We start from the raw sequence: 23,620 nt of genomic DNA on the forward strand, positions 1-23,620 counted from the left end.
GGCAGATCGCCGTTCCGCCGGACAGGCTCTGCAAACGCCCTCTAATACAGGTATTTCTCCATCAGCGGCATGAGCAGCGCCGTCGCCAACCCCATCAGGGCCATGGCAAGCCCGCTCAAAGCCCCTTCGACGGCTCCCATTTCGATGGCGCGGGCCGTGCCGATGCCGTGGGCTGCGGCTCCGAGGGCAAATCCCCGGGCCTCGGGATCGCGGACTCCGCAGCGGCGCAGGACCCATTCGCCGAAGATGCTGCCGAAAATCCCCACGCAGAAGACCACGACCGACGTCACCGAGACATTGCCGCCCAGCGGTCCGGCGACCGACACGGCGATGGGCACGGTCACCGACTTGGGAGCTATGGAGTTGAGAATCTGCCGCTCGGCGCCGAATGCCATGGCGATATAGACGACGCTCAACACCCCGGCGACACACCCCGCGAGTGTGGCCATGCCCACGGGAAGCAGACTTCCGCGCAGGCGTTCCACCTGTTCGTAGAGCAGATAGCCGAGCGCCACGACCGACATGCCGAGGGCGAAATTGAGTATTCCCGTGGCATCGCGGTAGCGCTCGTAGTCGATTCCGGCGCAGCGCAGGAAGACGATCACGGCCACGAACGTCAGCAGCACGGGATGCAGCAGCGGCAGCCGCATGCGGCGGTAGATCATCCCTCCGAGGCAGTAAAGCCCCACGGTGAGGGTCAGCAGAAAGAGATCCGAGGAGAGAAATGAGGCGTCAAGCATCGTGGCGGAGTTGTTTGATGTGCCGCAGGCGGGCGCGGCGGTTCAGGCTCTGGAAGGTTTGGCCGGCGATGATCAGCACCAGGATCGTCGAGACGATTCCCGAGACGAGGATGGCCCAGAGGTTTTCGAGAATCACCCGGTAGGAGTCCATCAGCCCCACGCCGTAGGGTACGAAAAAGAGCGCCATGGCCCCCAGCAGGAACCGCGCCGCGGGGCGCACCGTCTCGGCCCGCACCCAGCGCAGGCACAGCGCCGCAAAAAGCAGAATCATGCCGATGATGTTGCCCGACACGTAACCTCCGGTGAGAAGGCTCAAGGCATTGCCCGTGAGCCAGAAAAGCAGAATTTGGAAAAGTCCTGTCATTGTCGTTCGAACCTGGCGGAGAGAGCTTCCCGTCCGGGAGCGTCGGAAAAGTCCGACTCCAGGCCCCTGCCGCCGTTTGCGGCGACAAATATAGTGCATGGCGGGGGCAATGCCAAATTTATTTGAAGCCCGACCCGGGCGCAGCGCCTCTCGGGCCGGTCAACTCCTTCCGGAGCGCTTCCTGAGCGGACATTGCGCCGATGCACACGACGCGCAACCTCCCCGCCGCCCGCGCACGAGACACCACAGCCGCCTCGCGACGACGGCCGCAACTGCCAGCCCGATGGCCGCAACGATGTAATCCTGCCATCCCATTGCTCAGAATAGCAGCACGATGCGATATACCACCCAGGCCACCACCCAGGCCAGCACCGTATTGTAGACCACCGACGCCACGGCCCATTTCCACCCGGCTTCGGCACCGATGGCGGCCACCGTGGCGATGCAGGGCACGTAGAGCAGGATGAAGACGAGGAAGGCCAGCGCCGAGGCCGTCGTGAAGTCGCCGCTTGCGAGCAGGCGCTGCGAGAGCGAGTCCTCCTCGTCTTCCGCGGCACGGGATGCCTCTTCGGGCATCATATCGTCCGTTTTCACGACGATCTCCGTCGCGCCGTCCGCACCGCCGATCACAGCCTGCTTCGTTACGGGGGCGGCCTCAGCCCCCTCGGAGTAGAGCACGCCCAGCGTCGAGACCACGATCTCCTTGGCCGGGAAACCCGACAGCAGGGCCACGCTGCCTTTCCAATTGAAACCCAGGGGGCTGAATATCGGCTCGCAGCCCTTGCCGAGGCGCCCGAGGTAGGAATTTTCGTAGTGCGCTTCGGTTCCGGCAGTGGCTTCCGTACGGGGATAGTAGCTCAAAAACCACACGATGACCGAGGCGATCAGGATCATGCCGCCCATCTTCTTGAGGTACTGCGCACACTTGTCCCACATGTGGTTGAACGTGGTTTTCCACGTCGGGAGACGGTAGGGCGGCAGCTCCATCACAAACGGCGTCTCGTCCACCGGGAAGAGGAATCGCCGCATCAGCCGCGCCGTAACGACGGCCAGCACAATTCCCAGCACATAGAGCCCCAGCATCACCATCCCGGCGTTGGCGGCGAAGAACGTGCCAGCCAACAGGAGGTAGATCGGTATTCGCGCGCTGCATGACATAAACGGCGTAATGAGTATGGTTATCAGGCGACTGCTTCGGCTCTCGATGGTCCGGCAGGCCATGATCGCGGGCACGTTGCAGCCGAAGCCCATGATCAGCGGGATGAACGATTTCCCGTGCACCCCGATGCGGTGCATCACGCGGTCCATGATGAACGCCGCACGGGCCAGGTAGCCCGAATCCTCCATGAACGAGATGAAGAGGTAGAGGATCATGATGTTGGGCAGGAAGACGATCACGGCTCCCACGCCGCCGATGATGCCGTCGACCAGCAGGTCGCGGAGCGGTCCCGCCGGCAGCAGCGCATCCACCGCATCGCCGATCCATCCCACCAGCGCGTCGATCCACTCCTGCGGATAGGCTCCGAGGCTGAACGTGCACCAGAACATGAACCACATCAGCGCGAAGAAAATCGGGAATCCCCACAGCTTGTGCGTCACGAAGGTGTCGATCACGGCCGTCGTCGTGACCTCCTCGCTCCGCCCGGGGGTGAAGGTCTCCTTCAGCGCTCCCCGGATGAATCCGTATTTCTGATTTGCAAACGCCGTCTCGACGTCTTCGCCCAGCGCCTCGGCAATGCGCCGGGCCTCGCGGTCGCGGATTTCGGCCCAGACCCCGTAACGTTCGCAGGCGCGGAGGCTCTCCTCGGCCTGACGGTCGCCCTCGAGCATCTTGAGCGCATAGTAGCGTGGCGGGAAGTTTTTCGGGAGCTCGTCGCGGAAGGCGCTCATGTCGCCGTTGAGTTTGCGCAGCCCCTCGTCGATCACGGGACCCATGTTGATATGGATGTGCCGCACGCGCTCGTCGCGGTTCTCGTATACGTCGATCACCGTGTCCAGCAAAGCATCGATGCCGCGGTTGTTGCGCGCCTCCACGGGGACCATCGGCACCCCCATCATGCGGCCCAGACTGTTGTAGTCGAGCTTCGCGCCGCTCTCCTGCAGTTCATCGAACATGTTGAGTGCCACAACCATGCGCGGGTTGATGTCGATCAGCTCGGTTGTCAGATAGAGGTTGCGCTCCAAATTCGAGGCCACTACGGAGTTGATCACCACATCGGGGGTCTTCGTGGCGAGGTGGTGACGCACGTAACGCTCCTCGGGCGTGTAGGCCGAGAGGGCATAGGTTCCGGGCAGGTCGGTGACCTCGAAACGGTAGCCGCGGTAGATCCGGTGGCCGATCTTGGCCCCAACGGTCACACCGCTGTAATTGCCCACATGCTCGTGGCCGCCCGATATGACGTTGAAAAGCGAGGTCTTGCCGCTGTTGGGATTCCCGACCAGCGCGACGGTGATGGTGCGGGAGTGGCGCGCCACAACCTCGTCGATGCTCGCACAACGCCCCTCGGCGGACTCCTCCGTCCGCACTTCCGCCGCGGGATGTGCACACGCCCCGGAGTGGGGGTGGCGGTGTTCCGGCTGCGCCAGATACTCCCCGGCTTCGCTGTCGGTGAGCACGACGACCATATCGGCCTCGCTGCGCCGCAGCGAGATGTCGTATCCCATGATTTTATACTCGATCGGGTCCTTCAAGGGGGCGTTCAGGATCACTTCGACCCGCTGTCCGCGGACAAAGCCCATCTCCATGATGCGGCGGCGAAAGCCTCCGTGTCCCACGACTTTGACAATCGTCGCCGATTCGCCGGTTTTCAGTTCGGATAAGCGCATTTTTTTCTATTGCTTTTTTGTGCGCAAAGATACGATTTTCCGGCGATTTGTGCAATCCCCATTTATCGGTAAGCCCTCCTCCGCCGCCTCTTTTCCGCCCCTTTCCTCCGGCGCCCCATGGGGGATTATCCGCCTTGGGGACGGACCTTCGCCCGACATCCCGACACCTTCCCCGGCGCCAGCATCCCCGACACCCCCGCGCCGCGTGCGTCGGCCGCCCCCAACGGGCGATGACGGCCCGGCCTGCGGAACCGCCATGCTACCACCCTCCGCCCAGCGCCTTGCAGAGCGTGACGTAGTTGATATACTGCTGCACGACGAGGTTGACGTGTGCCATCTGCGACTGGTAGAGACTGCGTTCGGCGTCGATCACGTCGAGGTAGTCGGAAAATCCGCTGCGGTAGAGCGCGCGGGCCATCGTGGCGATGCGCTCGTTGGCGAGCACCAGTTCGCCCGTGCGCTCGGTCTGCCGGCGGTAGGCGGCAATGGCCACCAGCGCCTTTTCCACATCGGCAAACGCCGTCAGCACGGTCTGCTCGTAGGTCCGGGCCGAACGGGTGTAGGCCGCCATCGCGGCGCGCTCGGCCCTGCGCAGTTTCCCGAATCCGAAAATCGGCTCGGCGACGGACCCCAGAACATGCCATGTCCAGGGATCTGCTCCGGTTAAACCTTTGATTGAACTGGAAGCCACTCCTCCATTGGCAGTCAGCACGATGGAAGGGAAGCGCGCACTCCGTGCCTGCCCGGCCTGCGCCGCCGCCCGCAGCATGTTGTCATGCGCCTCGCGAATGTCGGGGCGGCGCTTGAGCAGCTCCGAGGGCAGCCCCACGGGAATGTCCGCGGGACGGTAGTCGGTCAGCAGCCGCAGTCCCGCACCGGAAAGCTGCGCCCGGGAGGGCGTCTCGCCCAGTAGAATCCCCATCGAAAGCCACGTCTGCTCCACGGCGCGGCAGTAGCGCGGGACGTCCGCCTCGGCCGAGTAGACCAGACTCCGGGCCTGCTCCAGCGCCACGCCGTCGGACATGCCGTAGCGGAACATCGAATCGATCAGCGCGGCCGACTCGCGCCGCAGCCGGAGGGTCTGCCGGGCGATCGACAGGTCGCGTTCATACTCCAGCAGTGTGAAGTAGGCCGTGGCTACCTCGGCGGCCAGCGAAAGCCGGACCCCGGCCAAGGCCCATTCCGAAGCCCCGATTTCGGCCCGGGCGGCCCGTTTGGCATTGCGCAGCGCCCCGAACAGCGACAACTCCCACGAGAGGGTAGGTTCGACGGCATACGACTGCACGGCCTTCGTCCCGGGCGCATCGTCGCCCCCGGCCGTGACCTCCCCTCTGATCTGCGGCAGGTACTGCGCCCTCACGGTCCCGAGGCTGGCCCGAGCCTGCTCGACGCGTGCCACCGCCACGGCCACATTGCGGTTGTTCGCCAGCGCCCGCTCGATCAGTGCGTCGAGCGTCGCATCGCCGAAGAGTTCCCACCAGCGTTCGCCCACGCCCGTCGTGTCGGACGAGAAGCCCGCACCGTAGACATAACGCTCCGGGGTCGGGACCTGTGGCGGATAGAATTTCGGGGTGCAGGCGGCCAGCATCAGCACGGCGGCGGTTATCGCGAGTTTTGTTTTCATGGTTTTTCCTCCGTTTTTTGACGTTCGCGGCGCTGTTCGAAGCGGCCGATCTTCCCGACGAAATAGTAGAGCGCAGGGTAGACGAAGATACCCAGCAGCGTGGCGAAGAGCATGCCGCCCACAAGGGCCACACCCATGATGTTGCGGGCCGTGGCGTAGACGCCGCTGGCGAAGACAAGGGGCATGACGCCCAGAATGAAGGCGAAGGCGGTCATGATGATCGGTCTCACACGCAGTTTTGCGGCTCCGACGGCGGCCTCCATCAGCGACACGCCCTGCCGGCGGAACAGCCGGTCGGCGTATTCGACGACCAGAATAGCATTCTTGGCCGCCAGTCCGACCAGCATGACGAGCGAGATCTGCATGTAGATATCGTTGACATACAGGCTGCTTATCAGATGCGCGCCGCCGACGAACAGCACGGCGCCCAGCACGGCCACCGGAACGCTCATCAGGATCGCCAGCGGCAGACCCCACGATTCGTAGAGGGCCGCCAGCGCGAGGAAGACGAACACAAGGGCCAGCACATAGACCATCGCTCCTCCCTTCGCGGCTTTGGCCTGCTGGTAGGAGGTCCCGCTCCACGCCGTGCCGATGTCGTCGGGCAGCACTCCGGCGGCCGTGGCGGTGATCGCATCCATGACGGTCGTCGTCGAGGCCCCTTCCGCAGGGGTCACGGTGAGCGAGACGGAACGGTAGAGGTTGAACTGCGAGACGTACTCCACACCCACGGTGTCCACCACGTCGACGAGCGACGCCACGGGGACGCTCTCGCCCGAGGCCGAAGTGACGTAGTAGCTCTCCAGCGACCGCCGGTCGAGGCGGTAGTCGGGCGCCGCCTGGATGTAGGTCTGGTAGAGCTTGCCGAAGCGGGTGAAATTGTTGATGTAGCTGCCGCCCAGCAGGGTCGCCAGCTCGCCGTAGAGCGTCCCGAGGTCCACACCGGCGGCCAGTGCCTGCTGCTTGTCGACATGCAGCCGCCGCTGGGGAACTCCGGCGGCAAACGGCGTGGAAACCGCGCCGACAGCGGGATTCCCGCGCAGCGAATCCATCAGCCGCGCGGCGTTTTCCATCAGGTAGGCCGTGCCGCGCCCCTCGAGGTCCTGCACCTCGACCGAGACGCCCGAGGTGACGCCCAGCCCGGGGATCGAAGGCGGAATGAAGGCATAGCATTCGGCCCCCGGGACCGCGACGTAAAGCTCCCCGGTGAGCCGCCGGGCGATCTGCATGGCCGAGAGCTTGCGGTCTGAGTAGTCGACGAGCTTGACGAAGATGATGCCGCTCGACGTCGAGGCGATGCCGGCCATCATGTTGAATCCCGCGGCAAACGAGGTCGAGGCGACTTCGGGAAGTGTGCGGATCACGGCGTCGGCATCGGCCATCGCCCGCCGGGTCACCTGCAGCGACGAGGCTTCGGGGGTCGAGACCATCACCATCACATAGCCCTGATCCTCCTCGGGGAGGAAGCCCGCGGGCAGCTTGCGCCACATGACGAAGATCACCCCGAGGAGCACGGCCACGAACAGACCTGTGCGCGCGACATGGCGCATCAGCAAGGGCGTGAAGGCCGTGTAGCGCTCCATCTGCCGTGCGAACCAGCGGTTGAAGGCGGCGAAGAATCCCCTCTGCGGCGATTCCCGGCGGCGCAGCAGCAGGGCGCAGAGTGCCGGCGAGAGCGTCAGGGCGTTGAAGGCCGAGAGGAGTACCGAGACGGCGATCGTCACGGAGAAGCGCTGGAACAGCCGCCCCGTGATGCCGTCGGTGAACGACACGGGGACGAATACGGCCAGCAGCACGACGGTCGTGGCGATGATCGGCGAAGCCACGTTGCGCATGGCCTCCAGCGCCGCCTCGCGGGGTTTGAGTCCCCGTTCGATATTGAGCTGCGCGGCCTCGACGACGACGATGGCGTCGTCGACCACCAGCCCGATGGCCAGCACCAGTCCCAGCAGCGAGATGATGTTGATGGAGAATCCCAGCAGCGGGAAGAGCGCGAAGGCGCCGACGAGCGACACGGGGATCGCCACCAGAGGAATGAGCGTCGCGCGCCAGTCCTGGAGGAAGAGGTAGATGATGCACACGACGAGGACGAGGGCGATGACGAGCGTGCGGAAGATGTCCTTCACGCCGGATTTGATGCTCGTGGTGCCGTCGACGATCAGGGCGGCCCCGATGCCGTCCGGAAACCGATTCGAGAGGCTCGACATCGCGTCCCTGACCTTGGCGCCCACGGCCACGGCGTTGCTGCCCGGCTGCTGGTAAACGACGATCATGGCCGTCGGGGCGCCCTCGTAGGAGGAGCTCACGCCATAGGTGCGGCTGCCGAGCGACACCTCGGCAATGTCGCCCAGACGGATCTGCTCGCCCGAGGAGGTGGTGCGCACGACGATGTCGGCAAACTCCGCGGCCGTGGCGATCTGCGGCGGCATGGTCACCGTGTAGGTGTAGGCCACACCGTCGGGGGCCGGCTCGGCGCCGAACTGCCCCGCGGGATAGATGCCGCCCTGCGTCTCGATGGCCGAGGTCACCTCGTCGACGGCGATGCCGTAGTATTTCAGCACGTCGGGCCGCAGCCACACCCGCATGGCGTATTGGCCCGCGCCCATGATGCTGACCTTGCCCACGCCGTCGATCTTCAGCAGCTCGTTCCGGAGGTTGATGTAGGCGTAATTCGCGAGAAACTCCCCGTCGTAGCGGCCGTCGCTGTGCAGCGAGTAGACCATTAGGAAGCCCGTCATGGTCTTGCGCGTGGTGACGCCCTGCCGGGTGACCGTCGCGGGGAGTTCGGCCGTAGCCGTGGCGACGTTGTTCTGGGTGAAGATGGCGTCGAGGTCGGGGTCGGAGCCGATGTCGAAGGAGACCTGCAGGACCATCGACCCGTCGTTGGCCGAGGTGGACTGCATGTAGAGCATGTCGCTGACACCCATCACGGCTTGGGCCACGGGGGTTGCCACGGCGTTGTCGACCGTCTCGGCATCGGCTCCATCGTAGGAGGCCGACACCTCCACGACCGGAGGCGTGATGTCGGGGTACTGCTCGATGGGAAGCCCCATGATCGAGATCAGGCCGACGAGCACGATGACGATGGCCAGCGAAATGGCGAAAATCGGACGCGAAACAAAGAATTTTTCCATGGCACTACCTCGTTTCGAAACCACTCTCCGCGCGTTCGGGAATCACCTTCGCTCCGTCGCGCAGTTTCTGCCGCCCGGCGACCACGACCCGTTCGCCCCGTTCGAGCCCCTCGTCGATGCACCACATCGCACCGTAGGTGTCGCCCGGGACGACACGGCGGTAGCGCACCGTGCTGTCGGGCCCCACGACCCAGACCGAACTGACGTTCTGCGTCCGGCTCACGGCCTGCTGGGGCACGACGACGCGCGGCAGCACGGGGCCCACGCTGGCCTCGACGCGGGCAAACTGACCGGGTTTCAGGCTCTTGTCGGGATTGGGAAACATCACCACCACCACGAGCGTCCCTGTGGTCGACGAGACATCCCGTCGCGTGTAGTCGTAGACTCCTCCGAGCGGGTAGGTCGAGCCGTCGGCCAGCACGAGGCAGATGTCCGACAACAGTCCTTCGTTGTCGTAGATCGAAGTGCGGGGACCGGCATGGCGCAGGTACTGCACCATGGGAATGGCCACGTCGACCGTCAGCGTATCGATGTTCGACACACTCGTCAGCACGTTGAACTGCGTGCCGGGACCCACATAGTCGCCCACGTGCGCCTTCGTGCAGGCGACAATGCCGTCGATCGGCGAGCGCAGCTCGGTGTATCCCACATTCATCCGGGCACTGCGCAGCGCCTGTTCGGCCGAGCGCACCGAGGCCTCGGCGGCCTTCCATTGGGCCGTGTACTGGTCCAGCTGCGACTGGCTGATGGCCTCGATGCGCGCCAGCGGCACGGCGCGGTCGTGGTTGTTGCGGGCCTCGAGTTCCTGTGCCCGGGCCGATTCGAGTTCGGCTTCGGCCGCCAGCATCGAGGTCGACAGCTGGTCGGGGTCGATGGTGAACAGCAGCTGCCCTCGCCGCACGGGCATGCCGTCGCCGTATTGTTTCGACGAGAGGTAGCCGTTCACGCGCGGCTGGATCACGGCCTCGAAGCGGCTCGCCAGATAACCGATGAAACGCATGCGGTAGGGTATGCTGTCGACGGCGGCTTCGGCCACCTCGACCCGCAGGGGAGGTGGCACCTGTTTCGGCGCATGCCGCGCGCAGCCGGCCAGGAGCGCGGCGAAGAGGCATGCGGAGGGGAAAATTCGGTTCATAAGGGTATGTTTTACCCCTCGGGAACGACAAAAAACGTACCGTCAGCCCCTTGAAACGGGGTTTTTCCGGCAAAATAAACGGTTTTTCCAGCTCCGAACGATGTTGTTTAGAATATTTTTATATCTTTGCGTTGATAACAAACCCATTTAATAAAATAAAGCTATGAAAGAATTAGTAGAAAAGATCAACGCAGAGTTTGAGGTATTTGCAGCCAACGCAGCAGCCCAGGTAGAGAAGAACAACAAGGCTGCCGGTACGCGTGCCCGCAAATCGGCTCTCGAAATTTCGAAACTGATGAAGGAGTTCCGCAAGGTTTCCGTCGAAGCTTCCAAATAATCGAGCTCCGCGCAACGATAAAGGCTGTCCCAAAGGACAGCCTTTATCGTTTTCCAATTTGCCGGCGCATCTTCACCTTTACCCGCCCGCGGCACGAACGGGCAACTCGTCCCGTCCGACATGCAATCCATCCGGGTCATCGCGGTGTTATCCGGTACCTTCGAGCCCCTCCGGGTTTATCCGGCTAATTTCATTCGGCACATCCATTGACCCGGATCCCTCCGGTGTTATCCGCCCCTCCGGACTCCATCATTTCATCCCCCGGTTTGTCCGCCCCGCACGTCATCATTCCATTCGGCTCCCCGGTTATCCGGGCCGCACTTCGTTCGGGAGGGAGGAGGGGCAATCTACACCTCCGAAAGCAGAAGCGGGCGATGCGCTAAACCAGCCGCCCGAAAGCGGACCTAAGGTTCGATTCCATACCTCCGGAAGACCTCCAGATCCTCCGGCTGCAGGCCCGTCTTGCGGAAGGGAACGGCTTCGTTGTGGTCGTTCAGATAGTAGCGCGGCGCCGTGCGGTCGAAATCGGAACTTACGAGCGAGACCTTCGTCGTGAGGAAGCGTCCGCGGATCGAAGCCATGTCGGCCATCGTGTGAAACAGCGCGTGAGTCGTCGTGGGGGCCATCTCGTTGGCCTCGGCGGCGGCGACCTTTTCGGGGAAACGGTTCCGGTAATCCTCCGAGAACCAGGCCAGCGAAGCCACATAGAGCTGATAGGCCGTCGTCGTGGGCGAGGCGTGCAGGAAACGTTCGCGGTCGTCGTCGATCAGGTCCTCGCCGTGGTCCGCACAGTAGAGCAGGGCCGACGAGGTGCCTTTCAGCGAGCGCAGGTAATCAATGGTCTCCGCGAGGAAATAATCCGTGTAACGGATCGAATTGTCGTAGGCGTTGACGAGCATCTGACGGTGTTGCAGGGCGATGGCCACGTCCTTGTCGGGCTGGAAATGGGCGAACGAACGCGGATAGCGCTGGTGGTAGCTGAAGTGCGAGCCGTAGCAGTGGAGTACGAAGAGGAGTTTCTGCGACGTGCTCTGTTCGAGAGCCTTGCGCATCTCGTCGAGCAGCTGCGTGTCGTGGCGCGGCGAGCGGATGTAGATCACATGTCGGGCGTCGTGGGCCAGGTGGTCGATCATCGCGCCCTGCGGCGACTGGTTGGAGATGAACCACGTGTCGAATCCCGCCTCGTTGAAGAGTGCCGGGAGCCCCTTGCGGCGGTAGAGCTCCTCGTGTTCGTCGGTGGCGACGGACGAGAGGATCATCGGCACGCTCTTGTGGGTGGTGTTGCTCTGGGTCAGCAGGTTGCGGAAAACCAACAGGTCGTCGACCCTGGAGAGCAGGGGATTGGTCTCCCGCTCGTAGCCGTAGAGCTGCCAGTTCATCGCGCGCGATGCTTCTCCGATGACATACACGTAGACCTCGCGTCCCGGAGCTTCGGCCGTGCGTTCGGCCTCGTAGGTGAAGCCCTCGGAGGTTTTGTGGAAGTTGTACGACTTGCGGAACTCCGAGCCGCTCAACCCGAGGTTATAGATAATGTTGACCGGGAAAATCTCGTCGCGCAGCACGTGGCGCTCCTCGCTGACGCGGTAGGCGGGCCACAGGGCCAGCAGCCCCACGGCGAAGAGCACCGCTCCGGTCAGTCCGATATTCATGCGCGCCGTGCGCGTGATGTAGCGTTTGTGGCCGATCTCGCGGGCCGCGAGCCACAGCAGCGGCAGGTAGATGGCGCAAACCAGGATCACCGACGGATAGATGTTGCCCAGCAGTTCGCCCGCCTCGCCCGGATTGGTCGTCAGCAGGTTGGTGAACATGTCCGTGGCGATGATCGAGTTGCCGAACAGATACAGCAGCACGATCTGAAAGGCGCAGAAGAAGATGAACGGGAAGGCCAGCCAGATCATCACCCCCGAGCGCCGCAGCGCCACGCTCCACATCATGTAGAAACCCAGCGGCATGAGGATCAGCGCCTCATCGGCCCAGACCGAGTAGGGCTCCGTATTGGCCAGCACACAGTTGGGGATGATCAATGCCACAAAGAAGTAGACGGTCAGCAGCGTCGTGAAGCGGCTGCGGGTTTTGACCGTCCTCCGGGGAGTTGTCTTATTTGCTTTATTTGGATCGGCTCTCATAAAAAAAATCGTCTTAAAAGGCCTCGTTGATGCTCAGCAGGAAACCGCTCGTGTTCTTGCCGAAACCGTAGTCGAGGCGTACGTTCACCCGTTTTTTCAATTCCCACCGGAAGCCTGCGCCGTAGTTGGGCAGCGTTTGCGACCAGTCGAATTGCGACAGCGAGGGGAAAACATTGCCCGCGCCGCCCCATACCGCACAGCCGATCCGCCTCCAGATGCGCTGGCGCAGCTCGACCTGCACGGTGATCATGTCGTTGTCCGTGTAGCGGCCCTGATAGTATCCGCGCATCTGCTGGCTGCCGCCCATGCGGGCGAGCATCGGCCACGGAGTGCCGTCGGAGTTGAAGACCGCATACAGATCCGCAGCCAGAACGCCGCCCTTCCAGACCTGCCGGTAGGCGTCGGCCCGGAACGTGGAACGCCACAGCGTCCGGCCGCAGTTGCCCAGCCCCTTGGGGAAGAGCGTCTCCTGGAAACTCACGTAGACTCCCCGGTAGGGCCCCGGGATGAAGTCCCGCGAGTCGTATTCCAGAATGGCACCGATGCCCGTGGCCGTGTAGTGTTGTTTTTCTCCGTGCAAATACTCCGGGCTGGAAAATTTCAGACCTTGCGTGTGTTCGAAACTCACCAGCACTCCGATGTAGGCGTGGGGCAGGAACTCGTGCAGGTAGCGGCCCTCGACCAGATAGCTCTTTTCGGTGTAGGTACTCTCGGGATTGCAGCGTCCCTCGTTGTAGCCGATGCCCCAGAAACTGCGGGGCGCCGAAGCGAACATCGCCGTGTAGTTCACACGACGTTTGTTGCGCGAGAAAATGGTGTTCCCCGTCACCCCCAGCGCATAGAAACCCGAGATCGAGACGTTGCCGAAGATCGAGACGTCCGAGGGCGCCGTGATCGAGTCCGTGCGGTCGAGACGGTAGAGTCCGGCAGCCAGCAGCGCGATGCCGAGATCGGTGTTCTTCGAGTAGCTGGGCCCTCCGGCGAAGGTGAAATCGATCTTCTTCTCGAAGGTCTTGTCGGAGGTCGACTCCCCGAAATAGTCGACAAAGCGCTTCAGAAAGGGTTTCTTTCCGGGAGCCGGCGGCGGCAGCGGCGTATAGGAGTAGCTGAGCGAATCACCGTCGGAGGTGCGTATGGCAGCCTCCTGGGCATGCGCCGCGAGGTGCATGCCTGCACTTATGAGGAGCAGAACGGCTGGGCGTCGCAGCATCCGGAGTCTATTTGTACTTTTCGATGGTTTCGTAGAAGGCCTCCTTGTCGGCGTCGGAGAGAACACCCTTGCGCAGGAAGACCAGTTCCCCCTCCTTCGATACGATCATCAGCACAAACTGGTTGTTGCAGTCGCCCAGTCCCCATGCCGTGCTTAAGATGCGGTTCTGGTCGGCGAGAACCGTGGCGCCGTTCTTGGCCGTGCGTTTCTTGGCCATATTGCGGGCCATGCCGTTGGGAACCATCGGGGCGTCCTTGAGGTTCATCACGCCGAAGCCGTGGATATTGTCGCTCTCGGCGCGGTGGTTCTGTTCCAGTTCGATGGTGAAATCCTCGTTCTGCTTGTGCCGGTCGGGATCCACATAGAATATCATCAGGTTCTTTTCTCCGTAGCAGGGGAGTTTGGCCGGCTTGCCGTCTAGGTCGAGGACCTCGACGTTCTGCACTTTGCGGGGCAGCTCCTGCGCCTGAGCGACCGATGCGGTCAGCGCGAAGGCAGCCAGGATTGCAATCACTTTTATCTTCATTACGTTTCTGGTTTTGTAGGTTTCCAATGAAAACAAATCGAGGCAAAGTTACAATATTTCTTCGAAGATGGAGATTGCGAGGGTGTATATTATTGTTCGATAGGTCATTTTTTTCGCCCGGACGGGGCCGAAGCCGGATCGAAGGCATACACTCCGCCGCCCGAAACGATCAGGAAGACATAGATTCCGAGCCACACGTATGCCGGCTCTCCGACGCTGAATCCGTCCCGGACGAACATCGCAAGAACCCCCAGCGTCAGGACAAGGGCCGCCATGCGCACCCGAATCCCCATGATGAGCAGCACGGCCAGCAGCACCTCGGCGAGCGTTGCGACGACGAACACGGTCGGCGGATTGAGATCAAGCAACGATGGATATGAATTTATTATCTCGTTGTAGTCCTGTATTTTGCCGATGTTGTGAAACAACAGCGAAGCCCCCGCGAACAGCCGCATGTAGAGCACCGCCCAATCCATGCGCGCGTAGCGTCCGATCCAGTCTGAAATCCGTTTTCCCATACACCGACACCCTGCAATTCGCGTTCCGGAAATCGCGCCATCCCCGTGCCGCGACACCTTTTTTCTCCGCCCGGAAGATGCTGCCGACCGGCAGACCCCGATTTTGCATCCAGCCGACTTTTTGCTACCTTTGACGGTCTCTTCCAAACGGCATCGGGACGCGCAACCGGACAGACGGACGACAAACCGCCCTTTTCCGGCCTGCACCGGGTGCCGATCCGAACGAGATCCCAAATTCGGACCTTATGAAAACAAACATATTATTTGTCTGCCTCGGCAACATCTGCCGCTCTCCGGCTGCCGAGGGCATCATGCGCCGCATCGTGGAAAACCGGAACCTGTCCGAAGCATTCGGGATCGATTCGGCGGGAACCTACGGGGGACACCGTGGCGAACTTCCCGACCCGCGCATGCGCAGTGCGGCCTCGCGCCGCGGCTATGCGCTCACACACCGCTCGCGGCAGGTCCGGGAGGAGGATTTCGACCGCTTCGACATGATCGTGGCGATGGACGACATGAACTACGAGTCGCTCAACCGGCTGGCACCGTCGCCCGAGGCCGCGCGGAAGATTTTCCGCATGACGGAATTCTGCCGCCGCCATCCCGACCGCACCTATGTGCCCGATCCCTACTACGAGGGGCACGAGGGCTTCGAACTGGTGCTCGACATGCTGGAAGACGGCTGCGGGGGCATTCTGGAATACCTCTCCGAAAGCGGAAAATAAAAAGGTCTCCCCTTGACAAGGGAGACCCAGAGAATCTGTCCGGGGCCCGGCTCCGCATTCCGCGGCCGGGCCACGGCAAGTCCGACACCCGACAAGTCTGACATCCGGCAAGTTCTGCGCCCGATTGCGAAAAAACGCAAGCGGCCGGCCGGCTTCGCGTCAGAAGTCCAACCCGAAACTGATGCTGTACGTGTTGCGCAGCAGCGAGTGCTTCTTGGCGAAGAGGTAGGCGAAATCGAGCCGCAGGTGGAGGATGCGCAGTCCCGCGCCGACGGTCCAGTAGCTCGGGTAGTAGTTGCGCCGCTCGCCGTAGTGGTAGCCGGTGCGCAGCTGCATGAGCTGCATCAGGTTGTACTCGACACCCAGCGACATCTGGAAACCGCGGACTGCAGAGGGGGAGAAATAGTAGCCCATGTCGGCCCCGACGGTGATTTCGTGCGCATCGGTGAGGAACGTGTCGAGGGCCGCTCCCACGGTGAAATCCATCGGCAGGATGTATTCCGTATCGCGGAGATACCCGCCCAGGTTACCCAGCTTGGCGCCTGCGCGCAACGTCGAGTAGCTGCCGATGTTCTCCAGCGGCCGCTGCCATGCGGCGCTCAGATCCACCGAGAGGGCGTCGGCCGAGATGTCGGGACGCTTGAGGTGCATGTAGCGGCCCACGATGCCGATGGCCCACCCGTCGCCGATGCGGCGCGCATAGCCCAGATCGACGGCCATGTCGTTGTTGCCGTGTCCGCGGAGGAACTGCCGCCAGCCGGCCTGCACGAGGTTGATGTTGTCGAACCGGCAGAATCCCGACACGGCGTAATAGTCGAAGTTCCGCTGTCCGTAATAGGAGGATGAGATCTGCGAGGGCGTGTAGGAGAAGACGGCCGTCGCGGAGTTGTTGTAGATGGCGTGCGAACCGGAGAGGGTGGTCATCATCACGCCGCCCATGCCCAGCGACTTGGCGTCGGGACTGGGAAGCGTCGCTTCCTGGGCGTATGTCTGGAGTGCGGCCAGCGCCGCGAGCAAAATTGCGAATCGTTTCATGTTGCAAAGATACGAAAATGAGGGACGGAAGCAAATCCGCTCCGCAGAATCCTGCCGGTCTCACGGCCGGCGACCTTCCGGGTGCGGCGCCACAACGCCAAAAGAGGAGGGACGGCCCGGGAATCCGGGGCATTCAGGGCGGCGGAATTTTCCGCCCGTCCGAAAACAAAAGCGCCCGACCGAATGGCTCCGGCAGGCGCTTTCATCTTCAGCCGATGCGTCGACGGCATCGTTTTCCGCAACGTTCCGGTTGCCGGCTAACAGTTCATCGCACCGCAGCAGTGGATGACCTGTCCGCTGACATACGACGAAAGATCCGAGGCGAGGAAGAGCGCCACCTTGGCGACATCCTCCGGCGTGCCGCCGCGGCGCAGCGGAATCTGCTTGTACCAGCCCTCCTTCACCTCGTCGGGCAGCTTGTCGGTCATCTCGGTCATGATGAATCCCGGAGCGATGGCGTTGGCACGGATGCCGCGCGGGCCCATCTCCTTGGCGATGGATTTGGCCAATCCGATCATGCCGGCCTTCGAAGCCGAGTAGTTGCACTGTCCGGCGTTGCCGCTGACACCCACCACCGACGACATGTTGATGATCGAGCCGCTTTTCTGACGTGCCATGACCGGCACGACGGCGTGGATGAAGTTGAACGCCGATTTGAGGTTCACCGTCAGCACGGCATCCCACTGAGCCTCGGACATGCGCATCATCAGTCCGTCCTTGGTGATTCCGGCGTTGTTCACGAGGATGTCGATACGCCCGAAATCCTTCATGATCTGGTCGATGACCGCATGCGTCTCCTCGAAGTTGGCTGCATTCGAGGCATATCCCTTGGCTTTCACGCCCAGTGCGGCGATTTCGGCTTCGGTAGCCTTGCCGTTCTCGTCGATTGCAAGGTCGGTGAATGCCACGTTGGCGCCCTCTTTGGCGAATTCGAGTGCTATGGCCTTGCCGATGCCGCGTGCGGCGCCGGTCACAACGGCCACTTTTCCATCCAGTAATTTCATAATTCTCTTATCTTTTTTGTGGCAATATCTGCCAATTTTATAGGGCAAATATAGGAAAAATATCTTAATCGCCTGCCTGCGGAACGAATTTCGGCATTTTTCGCTATCTTTACCGTCTGTAAACAACATTCCAAAATCCATACAACGATATGAAAAGAGATTCCCAGATTTTCGATTTGATTGCCGCCGAGCGCGGCCGCCAGATGCACGGCATCGAACTGATCGCTTCGGAGAACTTCGTCAGCGACCAGGTGATGGAAGCCATGGGTTCGGTCCTGACCAACAAATACGCCGAAGGCTACCCCGGAGCGCGCTACTACGGCGGCTGCGAGGTCGTGGACAAGGTCGAGGCACTGGCCATCGAGCGCATCTGCCGTCTCTACGGCGCCGAATACGCCAACGTCCAGCCCCACTCGGGCGCACAGGCCAACATGGCCGTTTTCTTCGCCTGCATGCAGCCGGGCGACACGTTCATGGGACTCGACCTGGCACACGGAGGACACCTCTCACACGGTTCGCCGGTCAACATGTCGGGTAAATATTTCAAGGCCGTGGGCTATCAGCTCGACGAGGCTACGGGCGTGATCGACTACGACGCCATGGAGCGCAAGGCCCTGGAGTGCAAACCCAAGCTGATCGTCGGCGGCGCATCGGCCTACTCGCGCGAGTGGGATTACAAACGCATGCGCGCGATTGCCGACAAGGTCGGCGCGCTGCTGATGGTGGACATGGCGCACACGGCCGGTCTGATCGCCGCAGGACTGCTGGACAACCCCGTGAAGTACGCTCATATCGTTACCTCGACGACCCACAAGACCCTGCGCGGTCCGCGCGGAGGCATCATCCTGATGGGCAAGGACTTCGAGAACCCCTGGGGTCAGACCACACCGAAGGGCGCCGTGAAGATGATGTCGCAGATCCTCAATTCGGCCGTCTTCCCGGGCATCCAGGGCGGTCCGCTGGAGCACGTCATCGCCGCCAAGGCCGTAGCCTTCGGCGAAGCGCTCGAACCCGCCTACAAGGAGTACCAGACGCAGGTGCAGAAGAACGCCGCAGCCATGGCCGCCGCCTTCGTCAAGCGTGGCTACAAGATCGTCTCGGGCGGTACGGACAACCACCTGATGCTCGTCGACCTGCGCACGAAGTTCCCCGAACTCACGGGCAAGCTGGCCGAAAAGTGCCTCGTGGCCGCCGACATCACCACCAACAAGAACATGGTTCCGTTCGACAGCCGTTCGCCGTTCCAGACCTCGGGCCTGCGTTTCGGCACCCCGGCCATCACCACGCGCGGACTGAAGGAGGACAAGATGGACTACATCGTCGGGCTGATCGACCGCGTGCTGCACGACCCGGAGAACGAGGCGAACATCGCCGCCGTGCGCAAGGACGTGAACGCGCTGATGGCCGACTATCCGCTCTTCGCATGGTAAGATGAAAGACGTCATCGACTTCTTGCGCCGGCTGCGAGAGGACAACACCCGGGAATGGTTCGACGCCCACCGCGCCGAATGGACCCGCGTGAAGGGAGAGTTCGCCGCTTTCACCGAACGGCTGATCGAAGGCATCGCGTCGTTCGACCCCACGGTGCGCGGCCTGCGGGCGCAGGACTGCACCTACCGGATCGCCCGCGACACCCGATTTTCGCCCGACAAATCGCCCTACAAGACCCATATCGGGGCCTACATCGCACCGAAAGGCAAGAAATCGGGCTTCGCGGGATACTACTTCCACATCGAGCCCGGCAGCGGCTCGGGGGAGTGCCGCAACCTGCTTTCGGCCGGCGCCGTGTGCCTCGGGCCGACGGAGTTGCGGTCGATCCGCGAGGAGGTGCTCGACAACGGCGCACAGATCGAGGCGGCGATCCGGGAGGCCCAAGGGTTCCGGCTCTGCCGCAACAACAGCCTCAAGCGGGTACCGACGGGATTCCCGGCCGACAGCCCCCATGTCGGGCTGCTGAAGCTGAAGGAATTCTTCCTCGAGCAACCCGTCTCCGAGGAGTTCCTGCTCGCCCCCGACCTGCTGGACCACACCGTCGAGGAGTTCCGCCGCACGCAGCCGTTCATCGACATTCTGAACCGCGCGATTCGCTACGCCCACGAGGAGATGCAGTGAGACAAGAAGCCGGCCAGCTCGACGAGGTGCATTCCACCCAGGCGCAGGAGACAACGCTCTCGATGGCGACGGAAAACCTCTACGATTCAAGGGCCCATGCCTACCGACACATGGCGGATGACGCCCCGTCGCGAATCGTGACGTGCGGGTCGAGTGCTGGGGCCGTCACGGTACCGATGGGCGAGTAGCGGCTTTGCAACGGGCCTCCGCTGGCGGTCGAGAAGTTTATGCAAAACTTTAACTACGCCGGAGTAATCGACTATGCAGAAGCCGTTTGCGACACACAGGGCATTCTTCGCCGGGCTTGCAATCCCGCGCCGATGCCGCTTTACCACGGCGATGCCGACCGCAACCTAACCTACGGTACGATCGGCGTCGACGGGGTTTGGATGTTCGGCTCGAAAAGCATTGCCGACGACCTCGCGCGCCGCAAGATGCCGCACGGTTCCGCTCCGTCACCGAGACCAACCATTCGATGGCGTGGCGGCCGATGGGCGAGAACTGCGGCCTGATCGACTCGGTCCTCGAAAAACGGGTCTTCAAGCGGTAGCGGCTGGCGATCGGCACGCGCATCACGCCGCTTGATGCACCCGCAGCAGCGAAAGACTTCGGAATTTCCGACTATATCGACGCCAACTACGGGCCTCAGGATTAGAATATCGGATTTAGGCGCCCGCCGCAGATGCAAAATCCGCAGCCTCCCTCAGGGGCTGCGGATTTTCGTTTGCCATGCGGCGTATGGTCACTTCACCGTCACCAGCTTGGCGGGAGGAGGCTTCGCCACCTCTGCCGGCGACTTGGTCCTGTTGCGGGTCGGCGGCCACCACCATCCCCGAATTTGGCGGGACGACGGGCAACAGCCGCCTCCGCCAGCGACTTGGTCCTGTTGCGGATCGGCAGCCGCTGCGGCAGACCGTAGACAATGTAGCGGCAGGAGCCGCACGGCGAATTCCAGACACTCGCCGTTGGCGCTATTCTGACTCTGCGAAATATTTGTAGAACAGCGGAATGGTCTCCACCCCCTTGTCGAACTGCTCGAGTCCGTAACTCTCGTTGGGCGAGTGGATGGCATCCTCGGCCAGTCCGAAGCCGATCAGCAGCGACTTGATGCCCAGAATCGACTCGAATCCGCTGATGATCGGAATCGATCCGCCCGAATAAAAGGGTAGCGGCTTCTTGCCGAAAGTCGCCTCGACGGCCTTTTCGGCTGCCTTGTAGGCCGGCATGTCGGTCGGTGCGACGTATGGCATGCCGCCGTGGAGCGATTTCACCACGACCGTCACGCTCTCGGGTGCCATGGCGCGGAAATGCTTTTCGAAAAGCTCCGAGATCTTGCGGTAGTCCTGATTCGGCACCAGGCGCATCGAAATCTTGGCCGAAGCCTTCGACGGAATGACCGTCTTGGTTCCCTCGCCCGTGTAGCCGCCCCAGATGCCGTTGACGTCAAGCGACGGGCGGACGCCCGTACGTTCTAGCGTCGTATAGCCCGCTTCACCTTCCACATCGCCGATTTTCAACGACTTCTTGTAATCCTCGAGGTTGAACGGCGCCTTGTTGAACGCCTCGCGCTCGGCGGGGGTCAACTCTCGCACATCGTCGTAGAACCCGGGGATCGTCACGCGGCCGTTCTCGTCGACGAGTCCCGTCACCAGCCGCGCCAGCACGTTGGCCGGGTTGGCCACCGCGCCGCCGAACAGCCCCGAATGCAGGTCCTTGTCCGGTCCCGTCACCTCGACCTCCATATAGGCCAGTCCGCGCAGTCCGCAGGTGATCGACGGTGTCTGCATCGAGATCATCGACGTGTCCGACACCAATATAATATCGGCCTTGAGCATCTCCCTGTTCTGCTCGCAGAAACCGTAGAGGCTCGGCGAACCGATCTCCTCCTCGCCTTCGAGCATGAATTTCACGTTGCAGGGCAGCGAATCGGTGGCGCACATCGCTTCGAACGCCTTGGCGTGCATCCACAGCTGGCCCTTGTCGTCGTCGGCACCGCGGCCCCAGACGCGGCCGTCGCGGATGACCGGCTCGAAGGGCTCCGTGCGCCACTCGTCGCGCGGATCCACGGGCATCACGTCGTAGTGGCCGTAGACCAGCACGGTTTTGGCCTTGGGATCGACGATCTTCTCGGCATAAACCACCGGATTGCCCTCCGTGGGCAGCACGTCGGCACGGTCGGCCCCAGCTTTCGCGAGTGCCGCCGCGAGAAATTCGGCGCAACGCTGCATATCGGGCCCGTGTTCGGACTGGGCACTGATCGACGGGATCCGGAGAAGGTCAAACAACTCGCTGATAAAGCGATCCTTATTCTCCTTTATATAAACCTTTGCTTTATCCATGTTATTCGGAGATTTTTTGCAGTACGTAATTCGCTGCCAGCTCGCCCGTCACAGGTTGTTTTTCGGCGTCGAGACGGCGCAGACTGTTCTCCTCGATCTTGTAATATTGAGGCTGTCCGCCGTCCGAGGGCGCCAGTTCCACCAGACCCTCCGCAACAGAGAAGGTGCCCTTCCCGTCGCTGTCCGAGTCGCGGTCGATGTATTTCAGATGCAGGGTATAGGACCCGTCGGAAGCGAGCGTCAGCGTCGTCTCGATTCCCGGGCAGTCGGCTGCGGGCAGCGTGCCTTTGTAGGTTCCCAGGTAGTCGGGCAAATTCTCCGCGACTTGCTTGTCCGAAGCCGCGGCCGTTGTCTGCTGCGTTTCGGCTGTCGCCGTCTTCTTTTGTGCGTTTCCGCCGCAGGAGACCATTGCAAGGGCTGCGGCCAGGATCAAAAAGTTGGTTTTCATCGTTTTAAATGTTAGCGATTTTCTTGATTTCAGCAATGAAGCGCTGCGCCAGCGCATCGGCCTCGTCCATCGACTTCGCCTCGGTGTAGACGCGGATGATCGGCTCGGTGTTCGACTTGCGCAGGTGCACCCAGTTTTCCGCAAAGTCGATCTTGACACCGTCGATATCATTCACGTTCTCATCGGCATAAGCCGCCTTTACCTCACGCAGTACTTTATCCACGTCGATGGCGGGCGTCAGCTCGATTTTGTTCTTCGAGGCGTAGTAGGAAGGGTAGGTGGCGCGCAGCTGGGTCATCGTCATGCCCTTCTTTGCCAGCCACGTCAGGAAGAGCGCCGTGCCCACCAGCGCGTCGCGGCCGTAATGCAACTCGGGGTAGATCACTCCGCCGTTGCCTTCGCCGCCGATCACTGCGCCGACCTCCTTCATCTTCGCCACGACGTTGACCTCACCGACCGCCGAGGCGTAATACTTGCCCCCGTGGCGCTCCGTGACATCGCGCAGGGCACGTGACGAGGAGAGGTTCGAAACCGTATTGCCGGGTTTTTCGGTCAGGATATAGTCCGCGACGGCCACCAGCGTGTACTCCTCGACGAACATCGAGCCGTCCTCCGAGACGAACGCCAGGCGGTCGACATCCGGGTCGACGACGATACCCAGGTCGGCCTTCTCGCGAACGATGACCTCCGAAATCCGGGTGAGGTTCTGCGGCAGCGGCTCGGGGTTGTGGGCAAATTCGCCCGTGGGTTCGCAGTTCAGCTCCACGACCTCGCAGCCCAACTCGCGCAGCAGTTTCGGCATCACGATGCCGCCCACCGAATTCACGGCGTCGACGACGACCTTGAAACGACGCCCGCGCACCGCTTCGCGATCCACAAGCGGCAGCTCCAGCACGCGGCGGATATGCTCGTCGTTGAAATCCTCGCGCGACAGCACGCGGCCGATGGCGTCGATCTCGGGATAGTCGTAGTCCGCCTCCTCGGACATGGCCAGGACCTGCTTGCCCTCGGCGTCGTTCAGAAATTCGCCGTCGGAGTTGAGCAACTTCAGGGCATTCCACTGGCGGGGGTTGTGCGAGGCGGTGATGATGATGCCGCCGTCGGCCTTCTTGCCGATCACGGCCATCTCGGTCCCGGGGGTGGTGCACAGCCCGACGTTGATGACATCCGCGCCGCAGGCCAGCAGGGTCCCTTCCACGAGGTTCGAGACCATTTCGCCCGAAATACGGGCGTCGCGTCCTACGACGATGGTAAGTTTTTTGCCCGGAGAGCGGCGGGCGATCAGGCGCACATAGGCCGCGGTGAATTTTACGACGTCGGGAGGCGTCAAGTTCTCGCCCGCACGTCCGCCGATCGTGCCGCGGATGCCCGAAATGGATTTGATGAGTGTCATGTCTTATTCGGTTTTACGTATACT

21 protein-coding genes are annotated in these 23,620 nt (G+C 62.2%); 6 read left to right on the forward strand and 15 right to left on the reverse strand.

The genetic code is table 11. The annotated features are described in order from the left end of the window. Positions 1-41: 41 nt before the first annotated feature. The 6 genes from QZ460_RS01730 to QZ460_RS01755 all read right to left on the reverse strand — a co-directional run bounded on the left by QZ460_RS01730 (position 42) and on the right by QZ460_RS01755 (position 9,823). A complete protein-coding gene (locus tag QZ460_RS01730) occupies positions 42-740 on the reverse strand; it encodes an LrgB family protein (protein ID WP_290539859.1) in 699 nt (232 codons plus the stop codon). Then, positions 733-1,104: a CidA/LrgA family protein gene (locus tag QZ460_RS01735; protein WP_290539860.1), complete on the reverse strand. Its 372-nt coding sequence runs from the start codon at positions 1,102-1,104 to the stop codon at positions 733-735. The genes QZ460_RS01730 and QZ460_RS01735 overlap by 8 nt, the downstream gene beginning before the upstream one ends. A gap of 318 nt (positions 1,105-1,422) precedes the next feature. Next, positions 1,423-3,930, reverse strand: coding sequence for a ferrous iron transport protein B (gene feoB, locus QZ460_RS01740; RefSeq protein WP_290539861.1), 2,508 nt, complete (start codon positions 3,928-3,930; stop codon positions 1,423-1,425). Positions 3,931-4,189: 259 nt separating this feature from the next. After that, positions 4,190-5,554: an efflux transporter outer membrane subunit gene (locus tag QZ460_RS01745; RefSeq protein ID WP_290539862.1), complete on the reverse strand. Its 1,365-nt coding sequence runs from the start codon at positions 5,552-5,554 to the stop codon at positions 4,190-4,192. After that, positions 5,551-8,688 carry an efflux RND transporter permease subunit gene (locus QZ460_RS01750; RefSeq protein ID WP_290539863.1) on the reverse strand — a complete coding sequence of 1,046 codons (3,138 nt, stop codon included), beginning with the start codon at positions 8,686-8,688 and terminating at the stop codon, positions 5,551-5,553. The genes QZ460_RS01745 and QZ460_RS01750 overlap by 4 nt, the downstream gene beginning before the upstream one ends. 4 nt (positions 8,689-8,692) lie before the next feature. Beyond that, positions 8,693-9,823, reverse strand: a complete 1,131-nt coding sequence (locus QZ460_RS01755; RefSeq protein WP_290539864.1) for an efflux RND transporter periplasmic adaptor subunit — start codon at positions 9,821-9,823, stop codon at positions 8,693-8,695. Positions 9,824-9,986: 163 nt separating this feature from the next. On the opposite strand from QZ460_RS01755, the gene QZ460_RS01760 reads away from it, so the two are divergent. Then, complete coding sequence (locus tag QZ460_RS01760; RefSeq protein ID WP_290539865.1) at positions 9,987-10,160, forward strand: histone H1; 174 nt, start codon at positions 9,987-9,989, stop codon at positions 10,158-10,160. A 404-nt stretch (positions 10,161-10,564) separates the two neighbouring features. Here the strand turns inward: QZ460_RS01760 and QZ460_RS01765 are convergent, their stop codons facing one another. The 4 genes from QZ460_RS01765 to QZ460_RS01780 form a co-directional block, all read right to left on the reverse strand. Further along, complete coding sequence (locus QZ460_RS01765) at positions 10,565-12,286, reverse strand: lipid A phosphoethanolamine transferase (RefSeq protein WP_290539866.1); 1,722 nt, start codon at positions 12,284-12,286, stop codon at positions 10,565-10,567. A 13-nt stretch (positions 12,287-12,299) separates the two neighbouring features. Next, the gene (locus QZ460_RS01770) at positions 12,300-13,496 is read right to left on the reverse strand and encodes a BamA/TamA family outer membrane protein (protein WP_290539867.1); all 1,197 of its coding nucleotides are present in this window, start codon (positions 13,494-13,496) and stop codon (positions 12,300-12,302) included. Positions 13,497-13,503: 7 nt separating this feature from the next. Further along, positions 13,504-14,022: a hypothetical protein gene (locus tag QZ460_RS01775; protein ID WP_290539868.1), complete on the reverse strand. Its 519-nt coding sequence runs from the start codon at positions 14,020-14,022 to the stop codon at positions 13,504-13,506. A 104-nt stretch (positions 14,023-14,126) separates the two neighbouring features. After that, positions 14,127-14,540 carry a DoxX family membrane protein gene (locus tag QZ460_RS01780; RefSeq protein ID WP_290539869.1) on the reverse strand — a complete coding sequence of 138 codons (414 nt, stop codon included), beginning with the start codon at positions 14,538-14,540 and terminating at the stop codon, positions 14,127-14,129. A 245-nt stretch (positions 14,541-14,785) separates the two neighbouring features. Between QZ460_RS01780 and QZ460_RS01785 the strand changes: the two genes are divergently transcribed. Beyond that, complete coding sequence (locus QZ460_RS01785; protein ID WP_290539870.1) at positions 14,786-15,265, forward strand: low molecular weight protein-tyrosine-phosphatase; 480 nt, start codon at positions 14,786-14,788, stop codon at positions 15,263-15,265. 159 nt (positions 15,266-15,424) lie between these two features. Here QZ460_RS01785 and QZ460_RS01790 read toward each other — a convergent pair whose 3' ends face one another. Both QZ460_RS01790 and fabG read right to left on the reverse strand, forming a co-directional pair. After that, positions 15,425-16,300 carry a PorV/PorQ family protein gene (locus QZ460_RS01790; protein WP_290539871.1) on the reverse strand — a complete coding sequence of 292 codons (876 nt, stop codon included), beginning with the start codon at positions 16,298-16,300 and terminating at the stop codon, positions 15,425-15,427. 257 nt (positions 16,301-16,557) lie between these two features. Then, complete coding sequence (gene fabG / locus QZ460_RS01795) at positions 16,558-17,304, reverse strand: 3-oxoacyl-[acyl-carrier-protein] reductase (RefSeq protein WP_290539872.1); 747 nt, start codon at positions 17,302-17,304, stop codon at positions 16,558-16,560. Between the two features lie 149 nt (positions 17,305-17,453). Here fabG and glyA point away from each other — a divergent pair, with 149 nt between their 5' ends. Genes glyA through QZ460_RS01815 form a run of 4 tightly spaced genes read left to right on the forward strand, consistent with a single transcriptional unit; the run spans position 17,454 to position 19,928 of the window. Next, on the forward strand, positions 17,454-18,734 hold the full coding sequence (gene glyA / locus QZ460_RS01800; RefSeq protein ID WP_290539873.1) for a serine hydroxymethyltransferase: 1,281 nt from the start codon (positions 17,454-17,456) through the stop codon (positions 18,732-18,734). Position 18,735: 1 nt separating this feature from the next. Further along, on the forward strand, positions 18,736-19,416 hold the full coding sequence (locus QZ460_RS01805) for a DUF2461 domain-containing protein (protein WP_290539874.1): 681 nt from the start codon (positions 18,736-18,738) through the stop codon (positions 19,414-19,416). Continuing rightward, positions 19,413-19,604 (forward strand): hypothetical protein, encoded by a 192-nt coding sequence (locus QZ460_RS01810; protein ID WP_290539875.1) that lies wholly within the window; start codon positions 19,413-19,415, stop codon positions 19,602-19,604. The genes QZ460_RS01805 and QZ460_RS01810 overlap by 4 nt, the downstream gene beginning before the upstream one ends. Positions 19,605-19,643: 39 nt before the next feature. Continuing rightward, positions 19,644-19,928: a hypothetical protein gene (locus QZ460_RS01815; protein WP_290539876.1), complete on the forward strand. Its 285-nt coding sequence runs from the start codon at positions 19,644-19,646 to the stop codon at positions 19,926-19,928. A gap of 459 nt (positions 19,929-20,387) precedes the next feature. Here the strand turns inward: QZ460_RS01815 and QZ460_RS01820 are convergent, their stop codons facing one another. The 3 genes from QZ460_RS01820 to glmM are packed head-to-tail and all read right to left on the reverse strand — an operon-like array spanning position 20,388 to position 23,596. Then, the gene (locus QZ460_RS01820) at positions 20,388-21,755 is read right to left on the reverse strand and encodes a dipeptidase (protein WP_290539877.1); all 1,368 of its coding nucleotides are present in this window, start codon (positions 21,753-21,755) and stop codon (positions 20,388-20,390) included. A 1-nt stretch (position 21,756) separates the two neighbouring features. Beyond that, positions 21,757-22,203 carry a copper resistance protein NlpE gene (locus QZ460_RS01825; protein ID WP_290539878.1) on the reverse strand — a complete coding sequence of 149 codons (447 nt, stop codon included), beginning with the start codon at positions 22,201-22,203 and terminating at the stop codon, positions 21,757-21,759. A gap of 4 nt (positions 22,204-22,207) precedes the next feature. Next, positions 22,208-23,596 (reverse strand): phosphoglucosamine mutase, encoded by a 1,389-nt coding sequence (glmM, locus tag QZ460_RS01830; protein WP_290539879.1) that lies wholly within the window; start codon positions 23,594-23,596, stop codon positions 22,208-22,210. Positions 23,597-23,620: the final 24 nt, after the last annotated feature.

The sequence above is a fragment of the Alistipes sp. genome (assembly GCF_020026455.1).
GTDB lineage: Bacteria > Bacteroidota > Bacteroidia > Bacteroidales > Rikenellaceae > Alistipes.